A 16,445-nucleotide genomic window follows, 5' to 3' on the forward strand; every position below is an offset into this window, starting at 1 on the left:
CTTTATTTTTTACTAGCCATCAGGCTCATGAATTTGTCGAACAGAACAACAATGTCGTGCGGTCCTGGGCTTGCTTCGGGGTGCCCCTGAAAACAAAAAGCGGGACGATCCGTCAACTCAAAACCCTGCAAGGTTCCATCAAACAGAGAGACGTGCGTGACGCGTGCATTTTTCGGAAGCGTCTTGGCATCGACTGCAAAACCGTGATTTTGCGCAGTGATGAACACACGACCTGTCGCCAAATCTTGCACGGGATGATTGGAACCGTGGTGACCGGTTTTCATCTTTACTGTTTTTGCGCCGAGCGCCAAGCCCATGATCTGATGCCCAAGACAAATACCAAACAAGGGCAGCTTGCGCTCGAGGAAGACTTTGGCTGCAGCGATTGCATAATCGCAGGGATCAGGATCCCCAGGACCATTTGATAGGAACACACCGTCAGGATTGAGTTTTAAAACGTCGTCCGCCGAACTTTGCGCTGGCACCACCGTAATGCGGCAACCGCGCTCAGCCAACAGGCGCAGGATGTTTGACTTCACACCAAAATCGTAGGCCACAACATGAGGGGTCTTGCCGTCGGTCTTGCCATAGCCCTCGCCCAAGGCCCAGGTGCTTTCGGTCCAGGAAGACGAAGCAGTCGACGAAACAACTTTTGCCAGATCTTGGCCGGACATGCCAGGAAATGTCGCAGCCAACGCGAGCGCACGCTTGGCATCGTCGCCCACCAAAATGCACCCGCCTTGCGCACCGCCCTCACGCAGAATACGCGTCAACTTTCTTGTGTCAATCTCGGCAATCGCAACAATGCCTTGGGACTTCAAATAATCGGGCAAAGATTGGGTCGAGCGGAAATTGGAGAGCAACTGTGGGCAGTTACGCACGATCAACCCAGCTGCATGTACTTTGCTGGACTCAACGTCTTCGGGATTAATTCCGGTGTTACCAATATGGGGGTAGGTCAGTGTGACGATTTGGCCGCTGTAGCTGGGATCAGTAAGGATTTCTTGATATCCGGTCATGGCGGTATTGAAAACCACCTCAGCCACCGTATGGCCTTCAGCACCGATCGAAACGCCCTGAAAGACGGTTCCGTCCGCGAGCGCTAAAATCGCCAGTGGCCGCGCCGTGGAAGAGTTCTGCTTAAAAGCGTTTTGCTTAGCATTTTTTAGCTCTATTTCGTGGAATATATTAGGCAGCACAATCAACCCCGGCGTCAAAATCAGTAAGCAAACCTTGGAAGTATAACCCGATGCCAAGCCTTCTCGAATCCTTAAGATCCCAAACGACCGTTGTCGCCGACACAGGTGACTTTGAGGGCATGCGGCGCTATCAGCCCACGGACGCGACAACCAATCCTTCTTTGATCCTCAAAGCAGTCCAACAAGACACGTATAAGCCAATGCTCGAGCGTTGTGTGCGTGCCAACGTAGCCGCGAGCACGCCCGACATTGTTGATCACTTATTGGTTGCCTTTGGTACAGAAATTCTGAATATCGTCCCCGGACGCGTATCGACCGAAGTCGATGCGCGACTTTCTTTCGACACGCGCAGCACCATCGAGCGAGCTCGCCGCCTCATCGGTCTGTACGAGAAGGCAGGCTTTGATCGCACGCGCATTCTCATCAAGATCGCGGCAACCTACGAAGGCATACAAGCTGCAAGGGTCCTACAGGCCGAGGGGATCCGCTGTAATCTCACCCTACTCTTCTCGTTGGTGCAAGCCGTTGAGTGCGCGGATGCAAAGGTGCAATTGATCTCGCCCTTTGTCGGACGTATTTACGATTGGCACAAAAAACAACAAGGCACAGCCTGGGACGAGACCGCCAACAGCGGCGTCAAGGATCCCGGTGTACTGTCCGTATCGCGTATTTATAGCTATTACAAAAATTTTGGCATCGACACCGAAATCATGGGTGCGAGCTTTAGAAACACAGGTCAAATTTTGGCGCTTGCTGGCTGCGATCTACTCACGATTAGTCCAGAACTACTTGCAAGCTTGTCGACGGATCAAGGCGTCGTGCCTTCTCGTCTAAATAAGGACTTTGCACGCGCCAATCCTGCGCAACGTCTACCGCCAGGCGAACAGGCCTTTCGGTTTCTCTTGAACGAAGATGCCATGGCGAGCGAAAAACTTTCTGAAGGGATACGCGCCTTCGTGGCTGATGCGCGCAAGCTCGATAGCCTGATCGAAGCCCAGCGCTAAAACTTTTTTGCTGGTTTGGCGCAACGACTTTAGGTTGGCTTACGTTCCATGAGGGCCCAGGCAACGGTGCCCGCATCAACGTATTCGATTTCGCTACCTGCAGGTACTCCGCGGGCCAATCTTGTGACTTTTATCCCGCGTGTGCGCAACGCCTCAGACAAATAGTGCGCCGTTGTCTCGCCCTCAGCGGTAAAGTTCGTCGCGAGAATGACCTCCTGAACGATCCCATCCGCCGCGCGCGCGAGCACGCGATCGAAATCAAGCTCATCGGGACCGGTGCCTTCGAGCGGAGCCAGCCGCCCCATCAAAACATAGTAGAGGCCGGTGTAACCATGTGTGGCTTCGATTGAGTTTTGATCTGCTGGTGTCTCGACAATACAAAGCAGTGTCTTATCGCGCTCTGGATGCAAACAAGTTGCACAGATTGGAACTTCAGTAAAACCATTGCACTGCTCGCAATGCTGCAGTCGCTCCACAGCATTGGTCAGGGCCTGACCTAATTGCTGAGCTGCCTGCAGATCATGTTGAAGCAAATGGTAGGCCATCCGTCGTGCGGTGCGCACGCCCACACCAGGAAGTCGCTTCAAGGCGTCTACTAAGGCGAGTAGCGGCTGCGGCTCTGATGTCGAGTTTTCCATAGAATGAAATTAGAAAGGCAGTTTCATTCCGGGCGGCAAAGGCATACCGGCCGTCACAGCCGCCATTTTTTCGGAGGAAGTCGCCTCTGCTTTGCGTAGCGCATCATTAAACGCTGCCGCGACCAGATCTTCGAGCATGTCTTTATCGTCGGCGAGCAGGGTCGGATCAATCACGACACGCTTGACGTCATGACGGCAGGTCATGGTGACCTTTACCAGACCACCACCCGAAGCACCCTCGACCTGAATATCAGCGAGCGCATCTTGCGCTTTCTTCATATTTTCTTGCATTTGTTGCGCTTGGCGCATCAAACCGGCAATCTGCCCTTTCATCATGATAGAGATTCCTCAATACGAGTGATTTAAATTGAATTTGACTGCCCAGGATGAACAGAACCCGGGACAACCTGCGCGCCAAAATCTTTTACCAACGCCTGCACAAAGGGATCAATCTGAACAGAAGCCTCGGCGTCTTGTTGGCGGGTCTGTTGCTCAGCCTGATCCAGCGCGTGCGCAGATTGGCCTTGTACGACTCCAACCTCAAAGGCAACTTGCACGTCTTGACCAAAAAACTCTTTGAGTACAACGCGCAACCTTTCTGCGTGCACACCTTCAGACAGCGCTTTGTTAGACACTCGCAACAAGATGGCACGCCCTTTGACGGCTACGCATTCGGACTGGCGAGCGAGTTGCATGGCCATGCCGGTCAACGGTAATTTGGCAGAAAATGCAGCCCAAGGCTCAGGCAATACAACATCGGATGACGGCGCACGCGCTGGCGTGGGCGTCGCACTCTGGACGGTTGGTGCTTTGACGGAAGCGACCACTGCCGCTAAGGGCTTTGCGACTACTGCGCCAGCAGCTTGGTTTGGTGCGGCGACCGGAGTCGAGTCGATGACTCGCTGTGGAGCAGGCTCAGCTGGGAGAAGCTTTTCTGGCTCTTGCGCACCGCGCGGCACTAGTGCCAACATACGCAAACACGCCATCACAAACCCAGCATACTCGTCGGGTGCGAGGACCAGTTCGTTACGACTATGCACCGCGACGGTGTAGAACAACTGAACCACATCAGCGTGTAAGCTCGTCGCAAAGCGCGACAAGTCGGTCGCGATCGGATCCGTCTGGTCCACCGCCTGCGGCACTCTTTGAACAATCGCAATACGGGACAACATGATGGCTAAATCTGCAAGGGCGGCTCGATACGACAAGCCCCGAGTCGCCAGTTCATCCGCAATTTCGAGCACAGTCGAGGCTTGGCCAGCCTGAAGCGCATCAAGCAAGCGTACCAAGTGGCGCTGATCGATCGTGCCTAGCATGCCACGCACCGCTTCCTCGGTCAGGTTTCCGGCACTGTAGGCGATTGCTTGGTCCGTCAGGGACAATGCGTCGCGCATGGAACCGCCAGCGGCCTGCCCTAGTAATCTGAGCGCTAGGACCTCATACGGCATCTGCTCTTGAGCCAGAACGTTTTCAAGGTGACCCACAATCGCCTCACCCGGCATCTGCTTAAGGTTGAACTGTAAACAACGGGACAACACGGTGACCGGTATTTTCTGCGGATCCGTTGTAGCCAATATGAACTTAACGTGAGGCGGCGGCTCTTCAAGCGTCTTGAGCATCGCGTTAAATGCGTGCCCCGACAGCATGTGAACTTCATCAATCATGTAGACTTTGAAACGCCCTACACTTGGGGAATAAACAGCTTGCTCAAGCAATTGCGTCATTTCCTCGACGCCACGATTGGACGCCGCGTCTAGCTCAAGATAATCGACAAAACGACCTTCATCGATTTCAGTGCAAGCCTGACACACTCCACAAGGAGTTGCGGTGATGCCTTTCTCGCAATTGAGTGCTTTTGCCAAGATGCGCGATAGGGTCGTTTTCCCCACCCCGCGGGTACCCGTAAACAACCACGCATGGTGCAAACGCTGCGTCGTCAAGGCATGCGTCAGCGCGCGGACAACATGATCCTGTCCGACCAAAGTATCGAACGAGCGGGGACGCCATTTGCGCGCAAGGACCAGATAACTCATGAGCTGTACCGACCACAAACGGAAATTAAAGAGGCGAGCCTGACTTCGGCACTGATTCTGCACGACTATGGCTGCTTCGTTCCCGACCTGACCAGGTTTGCCGCCGAACCATGCGAAGGGGCCCGCCAACCTCAATTCTAGCAGGGCTAGCCCGTTGCACGCGGATCAAAGTCAAACCAGAGGTCATCACGCGGAAAATAAAGGGCTGCCCGCGCCGGGCGGCCATCAAAGGCGCTTACCTGATCACAGTAGCGTGCCAACTGCGGTGTGTACCGCGCCAACATACGGGCACCGAACGCTTCATGACTCTCTTGCGGCGCTGGGCGACCAGTTTTGTAATCAACCACCAACCACCCCTCGGGCTCAGAGATCGCCAAGTCAAGTACAGACACCCTCCCAGTTGCATCCAAGAGCGCCCACTCACGACGCGCATCCAAAGCGCTCAACAACGCTCGGCCTTGCTTGCTCGTCAGCATCGCCGACAGCGTTTCAAGAACCTCCTGCGCCAGCTCAGCAATCGCTTCTTGAGGTAAACCAAGTTGTTGGCATTGCACTTCAAGTCGTCCACGCTGCGCCCACAGCTTCTCAACGGTCCATCCTTGGCCAGCGTGCCGTCCTAAATGGTCTAGCCAAGAGTGGATCAAGGTGCCAAGGACACGTTCATGGGATTTGACGGCGGGCCAGGTAAATCCCTGCGAATAGCCCAATCCAGACGCTATGGTTCTGCTTAAATGCTGCTTCGCTTTATCGCGCTGGGCACACACAGCAGTCCGCTCACGTCTCAACAGGTCTGACCCGCGATGGGCGGGGATCGGGTCCGAGGCTCCGCTCGCGTTCAGCAAATCAGGCGGGACTGTAAGAGACGGCCAGCTTGACCACAACCTGCTGAGCAAGCTCCCGCTTGCAGGTTTGGCGATCACACCGTCCTTGACAGAGACCTCAGCAATGAGATGCAAACTCTCTTTCGCGCGTGTCGCCGCAACATAAAGCAAACGGTCCACTTCAAAATCACCGCGGCGTTTCTCGCGCAACCCAAGATAGCGTGAAATAGGATCATGCTCCTCGCTGGCACGTGGCTTAATCGGTCCGAGCATCAACTTCGAACCGACCTGCTCAAAGTAAACGAGGGGAATCTTATCGTTCGAAGGCCCGTGGTGCAGTCCATACAAAATCACTGACTCAAATTGCAAGCCCTTGCATTTGTGCATCGTCATCACTTCGACAGCCTGAGCATCCGTTCCAGGCGATGCAAACAATTTTTTGATCTGTGTTTCAAGTACGCCTAAATCTAAGCCACCATAGGGTGCCAAGCGCTCAATGAGGCCAAACAAACTTTCAGCATCGAGCAAATCCGCTGGCGACTGTGCCAGCGCAGGACCACCGAGATCTCGCCACACCCGTTGCAGCCGCGAGGCATAAGGCAACACATCATCTGTTTCAAGCGCATCAAGTAAGACAGGCGCCACCGCACAAAGCCGTTCAAACTGTGAGGGCTCCAATATTTTCTCGGCCTGACACATTTGGCCATCGTCCGGTACGTGCATTAAGCGATGCAGGACCTGAGGCACTGAAAGTCTCGAGTGCTGAGCAAACAACGCATGCAGGCTCTTCAAAGACAAACCACAGTATGCGGATCGCAAAATAGAAACCCATGCGGCACGATCACCAGGATGTGTGACTGCCCGCACAATCTGAAGCAAATCTATTACGTACGGTCGCTTACCAAGAGGCACCAAATCCACAGCTCGGCAAGCAATGCCCGCCTGGGTGAGTAAGCGCGTCACATCCTTAAGATGCGAGCGGGCGCGAACCAGCACGGCGACAGGATGCTTCGCCTCTGGAAACTGCGCAAGCGCTTGACGAACCAAGTCGACCACAATGTCTTGCGCGCTGGGCGATGCCCCAACCCAAGCATGATGAAACTGCACCGCATCGCCCGGCGACGCGGCCTTAAAAGGTGCTGAGCTCGCATAAGAGATTGCCCCGACTTCAGCATCGTCATTCTGCGGGAACAAAGGTTTAAAGGTCTTGTTAACCCACTGCACAATCCCCGCTTGCGATCGAAAATTATCAGTTAATTGCAAATATTCAGGTATGAGACAGTCGTCACGATAGGCGCGTAGCCCGTGATCCCTAACCTGCAAGAACAAGCTGACATTAGCTTTGCGAAATCGATAAATCGACTGCATCGGATCGCCAACAAAGAACACAGTCCGTCCATCGTCGGGTTGCCAACCGGCGGTAATTTTCTCGATTAGTTGAATTTGCGATTGGCTCGTGTCCTGAAACTCATCGATCAGTAAGTGTTGGATATTTGAGTCCAGTCGCAACAAGAGTTCGCTAGGCTGATCGACGCGACCTAAGGCAAGATCTGCTCTTCTCGCAATTTCAGTGAAATCCACCTCACCGGTCTGCATGAATTGCACGGTGAGTTGACCAGCAGCTAGCCGCAGACACTGCAATTGCGCCTGAAGGATCTCCCACTGATCTTCGCTAAACACAGGACTAGGCGTCTGAGCGATCTCTGCCAAGCGCTCGACCCACTGCGGCACTGGCTCAGTGCGAAAGGGTTCAAGCCATTGCGCAAAAGCTTGTTTTGCCGAAGCAAAGGCCGCCCCGGGTGGAAAGCCAATCCTTACACTGATCTGGGTACGAACTGCCTTACCTGCAGTGAGCAACAAGGCTGCCAACCCTCGCCAACGCTCCAGGTCGCTTGCATCCGCCTCTAGGGGGCCGTCGCTCCAACCCGACAAGGCGCAGACCGGGTGCTCAGGTTTGTCGCGGCTTAGATTGTCGGCGGCGAAACGGGCCAAGGGTGCCAGGTCTTGCCACCATCCTGGTGGCATCTCCGAAAGTAGTCGTTCAAGCTGCTGGGATACGGTCTGCTCAAAATTAGCTTCCAAGAGGGAGCGATCGTTACCCTCTTGAAGCAAGGACAACCATTGATCTCGCTGCGCCAGCATTGAGGCCAACGCGTCGCATGTTGCCTGAATATCCAGATCCATGTGCTCAAGCAACCGCTTGACCCCATGCTCTTGACCAGCCATGGCGATCGTCGCCCGCGCAGCAGCCTGGTAGTGAATATCCGGATCCTCCGCGACGACAGGCAGTCCTCCCATCGATGATAGCCACGGCATGCTGCGCACTAACCCGGAACAAAATGAATCGATCGTTCGAATCGCCAAACGCGCAGGGTACTCAAGCAAATTCCAACCAAACTCTTTATCGCGCTGCAGAGCGCCACGCGCAAGCAACCAGCTGCGCCGATCATGTTCGGCCTCTGGCGGTTCGTGCAGTGTCATCGCGTCCGAGAGTTTTTTAAGGACGCGATCATGCATTTCCGAGGCGGCCTTGCGGGTAAAGGTGATCGCGACAATTTCTTCTGGCCGCCTCACCGTTGCCAACAAAGCCAAGATGCGGTCGGTTAGCAGCTCTGTTTTTCCAGAACCTGCAGGGGCCTGCACCAAAAAAGAACGCCGCGGGTCAACCGCGCTCGCACGGATCAGGGCGTCTGACGGCGGTTGGTTAGACGTCATCGTCGCTACCTCCCTGCGCGTCTTCTTCACTTTGATCGTAGTACCTCAAGAGCGGCAATAGGTCGCAATACTCTAAATTCGCCGTCTTCCAAGTCTGATTCAGCGCCTCTCCCTGCACAAACTCCTGCGCGAGCATTTCGATCACAGCGCGTAAGCGTGAAAGCAAAAGAGGCCAGTCTGCATCCTGATATTTCGCTTCGGCAAGCGTCTTCAAGCCCTTCAATTCGAGATCATCTTGCTCTGCGAGCCCGACTGCGGCACAACCTTTTGCATGCAGACGCACTAGCATTAGGGCACTGATGTGGTTGCGCGCCTCATCGCCAGAGGCTGTCTGCGTATCAAGAATCGCAGCGTAGACCGGAACTTGTAAATTAACTGGACGAATGCTTTCCCAGTCCTTCAACACTCCGGATAACGATTGTCCAGTTTTGTAGTCTATTACTGCAAGACGCGTGACTCGGTCACTTGAATCCGTAGAGACAAGATGATCCAGACGATCTAATCGCACATCAAGCACTAAGCCCTTGACATTAAGCTGACGCTTTTGCTCAATTTCCTGAACGACAAAAGGCGCACGATTCGCCTCGAGCAACAGCCACTCACTCACCAAGCGAATTGCACGTTTAGTCTCGAGCTCTCGTAAAGTCGTGTCGTACGCGCTGAGCTCAGTTGCCGCGACTGCCTCGACAATTTGATCGAGTCGTAGCGAAAGAGTGCCCTGTGCGATTGCAAGCTTCAAACTATCTTGGTCCTGCAATGTTTCCCATACGCGCTCCATGACGCGATGCAGAAATTTTCCGCGCAACGCCATTTGCGGTAACTCGCCGTAGGCAGGTAGTCCCTTGAGACCGAGACGATGCCGGAAGAAAGCCCACAAAGGATTGATGGACTGCGTTTCCAGCACAGAGACTCCGCCCGTCACCTTTTCGCCGGCTTCAAGTGGCGGGCCTTTGTCGTCCTGCCACACTTCCAAGCCAGAAATACGTCCCCCCACAAATGGCTCAATCATCGGGTCATCGAGCATCTCCGTGGGGATAAGGCTCTGAATCAGCGGCGAAGGGCGAAGGGCTCGTTCACCATCAAGGCGGGGAGCACTCACCGTGACAATCGGTGCAACTTTGCATAGATTGGCAAAAATTTGATGGGCCCATTGAATCTCTCGCTCAGGTGTGGCTCGGGGAGCTTGGGCGCGACGCAAAGCCGCCATCGGGATCAATGGATTCGGCTTTGTCGCGGCAGGCAAAACCTCGTCGGTTAAGCCAAGTATCCATACCCCGTCCCACTGCCCCCCTTCGGCTTCAAGAAGACCTAAGACATCTAGACGGGCACCAGGATCTCGCTGTGGTTGAAACATCGTTGTGCGAGATAGGCGGCTCAAAATGCTCAAGGCCTCAGAGGACGGTATCGACGAAAAAAGTGTGCTGAGTGATTCAAAACGCTCAAGCAAGCCATCAATCGCCTCAAGAACCTGATACATCGCAGAGCTTTGCGTACCGCGCCCTGGGAAGCCGAGCGTCGCTAAGCTGGCCCGAAACACAACCGACCACCGATGCAACGCCATCGTGCGAGGCAGCGCTTGCCAATCCTGCCACGCGCGCTGCCAAGCAGGTGATAGCTGGTGCAGAGGCTCTATCGCTGTAGTCCAAGCAGCCAATGAGACACGACTCACCTGCCACTGACGCCAGCCCGCATCGATCATGGCGCGCGCGCCCTGCTCCACGCTATGTCCAATACAGTGTCCAGATAACAATGCAGCACCAAGATCGACTGGCGCTGCACCAAACTGCTCTTTCATCAAAACAAACGTACGCAACCAAGCCAATGCAGCACGACATGCTGCCCAGTCGGACAATGGCCGCGCGACCGCCACATTGAACGCATGTGCGCGAGCACCGTTTACATCGCTCAAACTTGTTTCAAGCACACGTCGTGCAAAGGCTGCTTGTGCGTCTAGGGAAACAGCAACAATTGCAAACCGTCCGTCAGGCTGTGCATCGAGTTGCGCACGCGCCCAGTTTGCGGCAGCCAACCACTCAGCCTGTGTGCTAGCTGCTTGGACTCTGGTCACGACAGACTCTTGCGGCACATCTTCTAGCAGCGTTGAAACAACAACGCCGCGTGCAACGAGTGCTTCGAGCAAGGTCCTCATCCGCGGAGAGATCTCCGTAAAGCCTGCGAGCACGATTTGTTCAGGCAACGGCAAACCGTTCTCAACATACTGAACCAAGCGAGTCAGTGCGCTACTCGTATCCAGAGCGTCCAATGCATGCAGGCGCTCGCGGTAAGCGTCACGCCATTGAAGGAAGCGAGCATATTCCTCGGTGTATTCGTATGCAAAAACATCGATCTGCCACTCTTGAATTAACTGATCAGCTCCAAGCGCCATCGCTGCTGCTTGATAAACATCAAGCAATGCGTTGTCGCCCTCAAGTTGCTCAATGACTTGTGCCCACAAAAGCTGGGCCTCAAAACCATCAAGCAGACGAGAGTAAGGTGTCAAAAACTCTTCGAAGCTAGCGCGCGTTAACTGGTGGGTCACCCAGCCCGACCAGGGCATCACCTCTGGCATCTCAGCAACGCTCTGTCCACGCGCCGACTGCTGCTGTGAGAGCAACTGGATCAAGCGTCGCGCCAAACGATTATTTACCGTTAAGACAAACACATTTCGTGCGGCATGCATCCCAAGGTTGGATGCCTGCACGACAGGGTATTGCGTCGGGGGCCGCATGGTTTGCGGATCAGAAGCCACAGAGCGAGGCAACAGTTTCCCAGTTCAGACGCATCCCTGGTGTCGTGTATCCAATGAGACCAACGACCATGACCACACTCAACGCCACACTGGCCGTGACCCAAATTAATCGTTGCTTGGTGCGTCGTTGCATAACACCTCTAGAACTCTAAGCCGCTTTGGCAAGCTGTTGAACGTTGATTGGATTCTCACGCACGGGAAGACACAAGGCTGAGGCAGCGAGAGCTAACGCAATGGCGATCCACCAAACCAAATCATAACTTCCCGTGATTGCCTGCAAACGGCCACCTAACCAGACACCCGTAAAGCTGCCAAGTTGGTGGCCCAAGAAAACCATACCCGAGAGCGTTGCCGCAAAGCGCAAGCCATAAATCTGACCAATCAGGCCTTGTGTCAGCGGAACGGTGCCCAGCCAAAACACACCCATCCATGCTGCAAAAACATAAACAACCCAAGGAGAGGTTGGCATCACAAGAATCCAGATGAGACAAACCGCTCGCGAAGCGTAAAGCCCAGCGAGCAGATTTTTCTTACTGTAGGTACCACCAAGTTTGCCAGCCGTGAAAGAGCCGAACACATTAAACAATCCAATCAGACCAATGGCGAACGCACCGGTGCTCGCGTTCAGGCCTTTATCGACCACAAAGGCAGGTAGATGCAAGGTAATGAAAGCGGTGTGAAATCCACAAACGAAGTATCCCCAAAACAGAAAATGAAATGTGGGGTGTTTGAGCGCCTGTCCAATTGCAGAAAACATCGACTGCTCTGGGCCCGTGCTCGCCCCAGGCTTCCCTCTAAGAAACCATGCGAGCGGGAGTGTTGCGGCAAACACGATCGAGAGAACCAAATAAGCGCCACTCCAATCTAGTGTGTCAATCAATAATTGACCTGTCGGAACGACCAGGAACTGACCGAGAGATCCGCCGGCGCTTGCGATCCCCATCGCGGTGCTGCGTGAAGAAAGAGGAACTGTTCGCGCAATGACAGGCAGGATCACTGCAAAGGTCGTTCCGGCTTGCCCCAAACCGATCAAGACTCCCGCACTCAAATACAACTCAAGTTCCGTCGTAGAAAATCTTGTGCCCAGAAGACCGATCACATAGAAACCAACGCACAGTGCAATTGTTCGGCCGGAACCCAGGCGGTCTGCCATCATGCCAGCGCCAATCGCGCCAAAGCCCCAAACAAGATTCTGCAGAGCGAACGCCATCGAAAACACTTCGCGCCCCCATCCCCGCTCTAGCCCCATCGGCTGAATGAATAGCCCAATCGTTGCGCGGATACCCATCGCTAGCAACACAATCAAGGTGCCGAGCACGATCGTTCGGAACGCCAGGGGGTTCTCGAGCAAGCCAGGATTACGGTTTTCTGCGTTTTGCGTCATGTTGCGTTGCTACGAAAAGGGGAGGAAATGGCGCCGCCGAGACGAATCGAACGTCCGACTCCCTTCTTAGGAGGAAGGTACTCTATCCACTGAGTTACGGCGGCGTGGCCCTAGTTTAACAAGGTGCGCACTCAGCAGGCGCTTGAACTAGCCCCGAGGATGATGCTGCGCATGTAAGGATTTGAGTCGCTCTCGGGCTACATGCGTGTAAATCTGTGTCGTCGAGATATCTGCGTGTCCGAGCAGCATCTGCACGACTCTTAAATCTGCGCCGTGATTCAGCAAATGGGTTGCAAAGGCGTGACGCAGGACGTGCGGCGACAAGGGCGCGTGCACACCCGCCAACACCGCGTATTTCTTAATAAGCAACCAAAACGACTGCCGCGTCATTGGGGCGGCCCGTGCGGTAACAAACAGGGCGGGCGCTGTGCGCGCGCCCATCAGAATCGGTCGAGACTCCTTAAGGTAGGTCGTTATCCAGTGCGCGGCTTCAGCCCCGAGTGGCACGAGGCGATCCTTGCCACCCTTACCCTGCACGACACGCACCACACCGTCCCCAAGACTCACGTCCAACACCGCTAAACCCACTAACTCTGAGACACGCAAACCCGTCGCGTATAAGACCTCAAGCATCGCACGATCGCGCAAGCCGCGTGGCGTGTGCAAGGGTGGCTGCTTGAGCAACGCCTCAACCTGGCCTTCAGACAAGGTTTTGGGTATCCGTAAAGCTTGTCTGGCCGACGTCAGCTGCAAACAAGGATCCACAGAAACACGCTGATGCCGAAGAGCCCAAAGGTAATAGCGGCGAAGCGTTGCTAGCCGCCTGTTTGCCGTACTTGGTTTCGTTTCCGCATGTTTTGCCGCGAACCATGCCTGAAGATCACCCGCCTGCGCGTGATCAATATCTAGGCCGCGCTCAAGCAGTAACCACTGTTCAAAAGCGACCAAATCGCGTCGATAAGCGGCAAGCGTGTTCGTCGACAAACCGTCTTCGAGCCAGACGGCATCGATAAAAGCACTAATCGCGGCGGACTCAGGTGCACTCATGGCCAGACAATAGTAGCATTCAGTCCATTCATGTCTCAGACAAGCAACTCCATTTCATGTCCCCCGCATTACTTGTTCTGCCCGATTTTCTAATCATTATTTTCGGATGGTTACTCAACCGAAAATTTGGCTTTTCTCGCGATTTTTTTAATAGTCTTGAGAAGCTGATTTACTACGTCTTGTTTCCTGCTCTGCTATTTCAATCGATTGTCCGCGTGCCGATTTCGATGAGCGCTGCGGCAGAGTTGTTTTTTGCGACAGCCTCTGTCGCGGCATGTGGTATCGCCCTGTCGTGGCTTGCCTGGCCCATCCTACGTGCGCCCTCTTTTACGATGGCTTCGGTGGCACAGTGCGGCTACCGATTCAATACCTACATTGCCCTCGCGCTGGCCCCGGGCTTGGCTGGGGCGCCTGGGCAAGCGGTAATGGCTCTGATCGTTGGCTTTGCCGTGCCTATCGTTAACCTCGCTGCGATCTACGCACTCGCGCGACATCAGGGTGTCGGATTTGTAGGTGCGCTCTTGCGCAATCCTTTGCTTGTGTCGACAGTTCTTGGGCTAATGTTCAATCTTGCAGGACTGCAATTACCGCAGTTTATCGATGTATTGTTTGGCAAGCTTGGAGTTGCGGCCATCGCGCTCGGCATTCTGTGCGTAGGTGCGAGTTTGACTTGGGAGCCAGGGCAGACGAACTTTAAACTCATTGGTTGGATGTTATCGATCAAGCTCGTCGCATTACCGATCTGCACATGGTTTGTATGCGATCTTTTCACTCTCAATGCGTTAGAACGACAAATGTTAATTTTGTTCGCCACCATGCCACCAGCAACCGCTGCCTATGTATTGACCGTACGCATGGGCGGTGATGCGCGCGCAGTCAGTCTGCTGATCTCCATCGGGATTCCTCTCTCAGCGCTAACGCTGCCTGTCTGGTTGTCGCTTATCTCCTGAATCAACATGACACACCCACCGCTTACGCTCGAACTTCCGGACGAACACGCAACCGACGCACTTGGCCATGCACTTGCACACCTAGCCGCTGATCTGACCACTGATTCGCATGGAAAACTGCAACCAGGCCCCGCTGCGGGTGGTCGCATTCACCTCAAAGGTGACTTAGGGTCGGGAAAAACAGCACTTGTGCGAGCACTTTTGCGGCAGTGCAGCATTCCTGGTCGAATTAAGAGTCCAAGTTACGCACTACTTGAATCTTATGAAGTTTCTAACTTATACTTCTATCATCTTGATTTTTATAGATTTAGCGAAAATGCCGATTGGCTAGATGCAGGGTTTCGCGATCTCTTTAAAAACAACGCGCTCATTTTGATTGAATGGCCAGAGCGCGCAGGTAATTTGCTGAGCGACCCAGACTTACTGATCGAGCTCAGCTATGCCGGATTAGGCCGCATAGTCACACTTAGTGCGTATTCAGAAAAAGGGCTTTCATGGATCAACGCTTTGCCTCCTCTCTTGATGGTGAGCCGTCAAACACACGAGCGCTAAGCCGACGTCGCCTCCTGGGCGCCGCCACGACTCTTTTATTACTCCCAGTTATCCCGCGCATTGCGATGGCCGCACAGTTACTCGCTGTGCGCACTTGGCCTGCAGACGAATACACTCGCGTGACGCTAGAGCTTGATAGTGAATTACGCGCGGAACATTTCACTCTCGAAAATCCACATCGTATGGTCGTTGATATTCAAGGTATGGATGTCAACCCCGCACTTAACGAGCTCGTGCGCAAAGTTCGACCTGATGATCCCTACATTCAATCGCTACGCGTGGCGCAGAACCGCTCGAATGTCGTGCGTATCGTTTTTGATTTGAAACAAGCGATAGCACCGCAAGTGTTTACGCTCAAGCCGGTTGGGAATTACAAGTACAGACTGGTTCTAGACTTGTATCCAAAGAACGCGCAAGACCCCCTCGCCGCGCTTCTAAAAAAGAATCCGCAGAAGATGGAAGAAGATCCACTGGCGCGCATTCTTGAAGATATCGGACGCAATCCAAAGGGCACAGGCAGGGCAACGATGCCTGTCATCCCAAACTCCGTTGCGCCCCCAATCGAAGCGAAGATCGCACCACAGCCCAACAATCGGCGTGGCCGCACCATAACGATCGCGCTAGATCCCGGACACGGCGGAGAAGACCCAGGCGCAATCGGTAAAGGCGGCACCTACGAGAAAAACGTTGTGCTCGCAATCGCTCAGAAATTAAAAGCGCGGATCGATGCAACACCTGGAATGCGCGCCTACTTGACTCGAGATGGCGATTATTTCGTCCCCTTACACGTACGTGTTGAAAAAGCGCGTCGTGTAAAGGCTGATTTATTCGTGTCAATTCACGCAGATGCCTTTGTACGTCCCACTGCAGGAGGTAGCTCGGTCTATGTGTTGTCAGAACGCGGGGCCTCGAGCACAAGCGCGAGCTGGCTGGCTCAGAAAGAAAACGCCGCGGACTTGATCGGGGGCGTAAACCTCAATGTGCAAAATCAAAATATTGTAAAAATTTTGCTTGATCTATCTACTAGCGCCCAAATCAAAGATTCAACCAATCTAGCCATGCGGATGCTCGACGAACTGAAAAATGTTTACCGTTTACACAAACCTCAGGTTGAGTCGGCAGGCTTTGCAGTACTGAAAGCGCCTGATATGCCATCCATCTTGGTCGAAACAGCATTTATCAGCAATCCGGAAGAAGAGCGCATGCTGCGTAGCCAGGCTGCACAGGATAAGTTTGCACAGGCACTGCATAGCGGCATCAATCGCTTCTTCGCCGCAAATCCCCACTTGATCGCCTCGCGTTAGGTTTTAGCCGCAAGAGCCACGACATAGCTCTAAAATAGGTGCTTCATAT

13 protein-coding genes, 1 tRNA gene and 1 other RNA gene are annotated in these 16,445 nt (G+C 54.0%); 4 read left to right on the top strand and 11 right to left on the bottom strand.

What is annotated here, in order from left to right; genetic code table 11:
- Nucleotides 1-2 precede the first annotated feature (2 nt).
- Nucleotides 3-1,115: a glutamine-hydrolyzing carbamoyl-phosphate synthase small subunit gene (gene carA, locus KZZ10_RS09475; protein ID WP_259661504.1), complete on the bottom strand. Its 1,113-nt coding sequence runs from the start codon at nt 1,113-1,115 to the stop codon at nt 3-5.
- A gap of 134 nt (nt 1,116-1,249) precedes the next feature.
- Between carA and tal the strand changes: the two genes are divergently transcribed.
- Complete coding sequence (gene tal / locus KZZ10_RS09480; protein WP_259661274.1) at nt 1,250-2,203, top strand: transaldolase; 954 nt, start codon at nt 1,250-1,252, stop codon at nt 2,201-2,203.
- A gap of 29 nt (nt 2,204-2,232) precedes the next feature.
- On the opposite strand, the gene recR is transcribed toward tal, so the two are convergent.
- The 10 genes from recR to xerD all read right to left on the bottom strand — a co-directional run bounded on the left by recR (nt 2,233) and on the right by xerD (nt 13,596).
- Nucleotides 2,233-2,841: a recombination mediator RecR gene (gene recR / locus KZZ10_RS09485; protein ID WP_259661275.1), complete on the bottom strand. Its 609-nt coding sequence runs from the start codon at nt 2,839-2,841 to the stop codon at nt 2,233-2,235.
- 9 nt (nt 2,842-2,850) lie between these two features.
- A complete protein-coding gene (locus KZZ10_RS09490; protein WP_259661276.1) occupies nt 2,851-3,177 on the bottom strand; it encodes a YbaB/EbfC family nucleoid-associated protein in 327 nt (108 codons plus the stop codon).
- A 26-nt stretch (nt 3,178-3,203) separates the two neighbouring features.
- Nucleotides 3,204-4,874, bottom strand: coding sequence for a DNA polymerase III subunit gamma/tau (gene dnaX / locus KZZ10_RS09495; protein ID WP_259661277.1), 1,671 nt, complete (start codon nt 4,872-4,874; stop codon nt 3,204-3,206).
- 29 nt (nt 4,875-4,903) lie between these two features.
- Nucleotides 4,904-5,001, bottom strand: an RNA gene (gene ffs, locus KZZ10_RS09500) — signal recognition particle sRNA small type.
- A gap of 19 nt (nt 5,002-5,020) precedes the next feature.
- Nucleotides 5,021-8,410 (bottom strand): UvrD-helicase domain-containing protein, encoded by a 3,390-nt coding sequence (locus KZZ10_RS09505; protein WP_259661278.1) that lies wholly within the window; start codon nt 8,408-8,410, stop codon nt 5,021-5,023.
- Nucleotides 8,400-11,138 (bottom strand): PD-(D/E)XK nuclease family protein, encoded by a 2,739-nt coding sequence (locus KZZ10_RS09510; protein ID WP_259661279.1) that lies wholly within the window; start codon nt 11,136-11,138, stop codon nt 8,400-8,402. Before KZZ10_RS09510 ends, KZZ10_RS09505 begins: the two co-directional genes overlap by 11 nt.
- 10 nt (nt 11,139-11,148) lie before the next feature.
- On the bottom strand, nt 11,149-11,292 hold the full coding sequence (locus KZZ10_RS09515) for a hypothetical protein (protein WP_259661280.1): 144 nt from the start codon (nt 11,290-11,292) through the stop codon (nt 11,149-11,151).
- A gap of 15 nt (nt 11,293-11,307) precedes the next feature.
- Nucleotides 11,308-12,543, bottom strand: a complete 1,236-nt coding sequence (locus tag KZZ10_RS09520; RefSeq protein ID WP_259661281.1) for an MFS transporter — start codon at nt 12,541-12,543, stop codon at nt 11,308-11,310.
- 28 nt (nt 12,544-12,571) lie between these two features.
- A tRNA-Arg gene (locus KZZ10_RS09525) sits at nt 12,572-12,647 on the bottom strand.
- 43 nt (nt 12,648-12,690) lie between these two features.
- Nucleotides 12,691-13,596 (bottom strand): site-specific tyrosine recombinase XerD, encoded by a 906-nt coding sequence (gene xerD, locus KZZ10_RS09530; protein ID WP_259661505.1) that lies wholly within the window; start codon nt 13,594-13,596, stop codon nt 12,691-12,693.
- Between the two features lie 50 nt (nt 13,597-13,646).
- Between xerD and KZZ10_RS09535 the strand changes: the two genes are divergently transcribed.
- The 3 genes from KZZ10_RS09535 to KZZ10_RS09545 are packed head-to-tail and all read left to right on the top strand — an operon-like array spanning nt 13,647 to nt 16,396.
- Nucleotides 13,647-14,540 (top strand): AEC family transporter, encoded by an 894-nt coding sequence (locus KZZ10_RS09535; RefSeq protein WP_259661282.1) that lies wholly within the window; start codon nt 13,647-13,649, stop codon nt 14,538-14,540.
- A gap of 6 nt (nt 14,541-14,546) precedes the next feature.
- Entirely contained in the window at nt 14,547-15,092 is a 546-nt protein-coding gene (gene tsaE, locus KZZ10_RS09540; protein WP_259661283.1) for a tRNA (adenosine(37)-N6)-threonylcarbamoyltransferase complex ATPase subunit type 1 TsaE, read from the top strand.
- Nucleotides 15,035-16,396 carry an N-acetylmuramoyl-L-alanine amidase gene (locus tag KZZ10_RS09545; RefSeq protein WP_259661284.1) on the top strand — a complete coding sequence of 454 codons (1,362 nt, stop codon included), beginning with the start codon at nt 15,035-15,037 and terminating at the stop codon, nt 16,394-16,396. The genes tsaE and KZZ10_RS09545 overlap by 58 nt, the downstream gene beginning before the upstream one ends.
- Nucleotides 16,397-16,445 lie beyond the last annotated feature (49 nt).

The sequence above is a fragment of the Zwartia hollandica genome (assembly GCF_019923725.1).
Lineage (GTDB): Bacteria > Pseudomonadota > Gammaproteobacteria > Burkholderiales > Burkholderiaceae_B > Zwartia > Zwartia hollandica.

Coding starts and splice junctions, on each gene's coding strand:
- KZZ10_RS09535 (WP_259661282.1), top strand. CDS start 13,647: ATGTCCCCCGCATTACTTGTTCTGCCCGATTTTCTAATCATTATTTTC.
- tsaE (WP_259661283.1), top strand. CDS start 14,547: ATGACACACCCACCGCTTACGCTCGAACTTCCGGACGAACACGCAACC.
- KZZ10_RS09490 (WP_259661276.1), bottom strand. CDS start 3,177: ATGATGAAAGGGCAGATTGCCGGTTTGATGCGCCAAGCGCAACAAATG.
- tal (WP_259661274.1), top strand. CDS start 1,250: ATGCCAAGCCTTCTCGAATCCTTAAGATCCCAAACGACCGTTGTCGCC.
- KZZ10_RS09520 (WP_259661281.1), bottom strand. CDS start 12,543: ATGACGCAAAACGCAGAAAACCGTAATCCTGGCTTGCTCGAGAACCCC.
- KZZ10_RS09515 (WP_259661280.1), bottom strand. CDS start 11,292: ATGCAACGACGCACCAAGCAACGATTAATTTGGGTCACGGCCAGTGTG.
- KZZ10_RS09510 (WP_259661279.1), bottom strand. CDS start 11,138: ATGCGGCCCCCGACGCAATACCCTGTCGTGCAGGCATCCAACCTTGGG.
- recR (WP_259661275.1), bottom strand. CDS start 2,841: ATGGAAAACTCGACATCAGAGCCGCAGCCGCTACTCGCCTTAGTAGAC.
- KZZ10_RS09545 (WP_259661284.1), top strand. CDS start 15,035: ATGGATCAACGCTTTGCCTCCTCTCTTGATGGTGAGCCGTCAAACACA.
- dnaX (WP_259661277.1), bottom strand. CDS start 4,874: ATGAGTTATCTGGTCCTTGCGCGCAAATGGCGTCCCCGCTCGTTCGAT.
- KZZ10_RS09505 (WP_259661278.1), bottom strand. CDS start 8,410: ATGACGTCTAACCAACCGCCGTCAGACGCCCTGATCCGTGCGAGCGCG.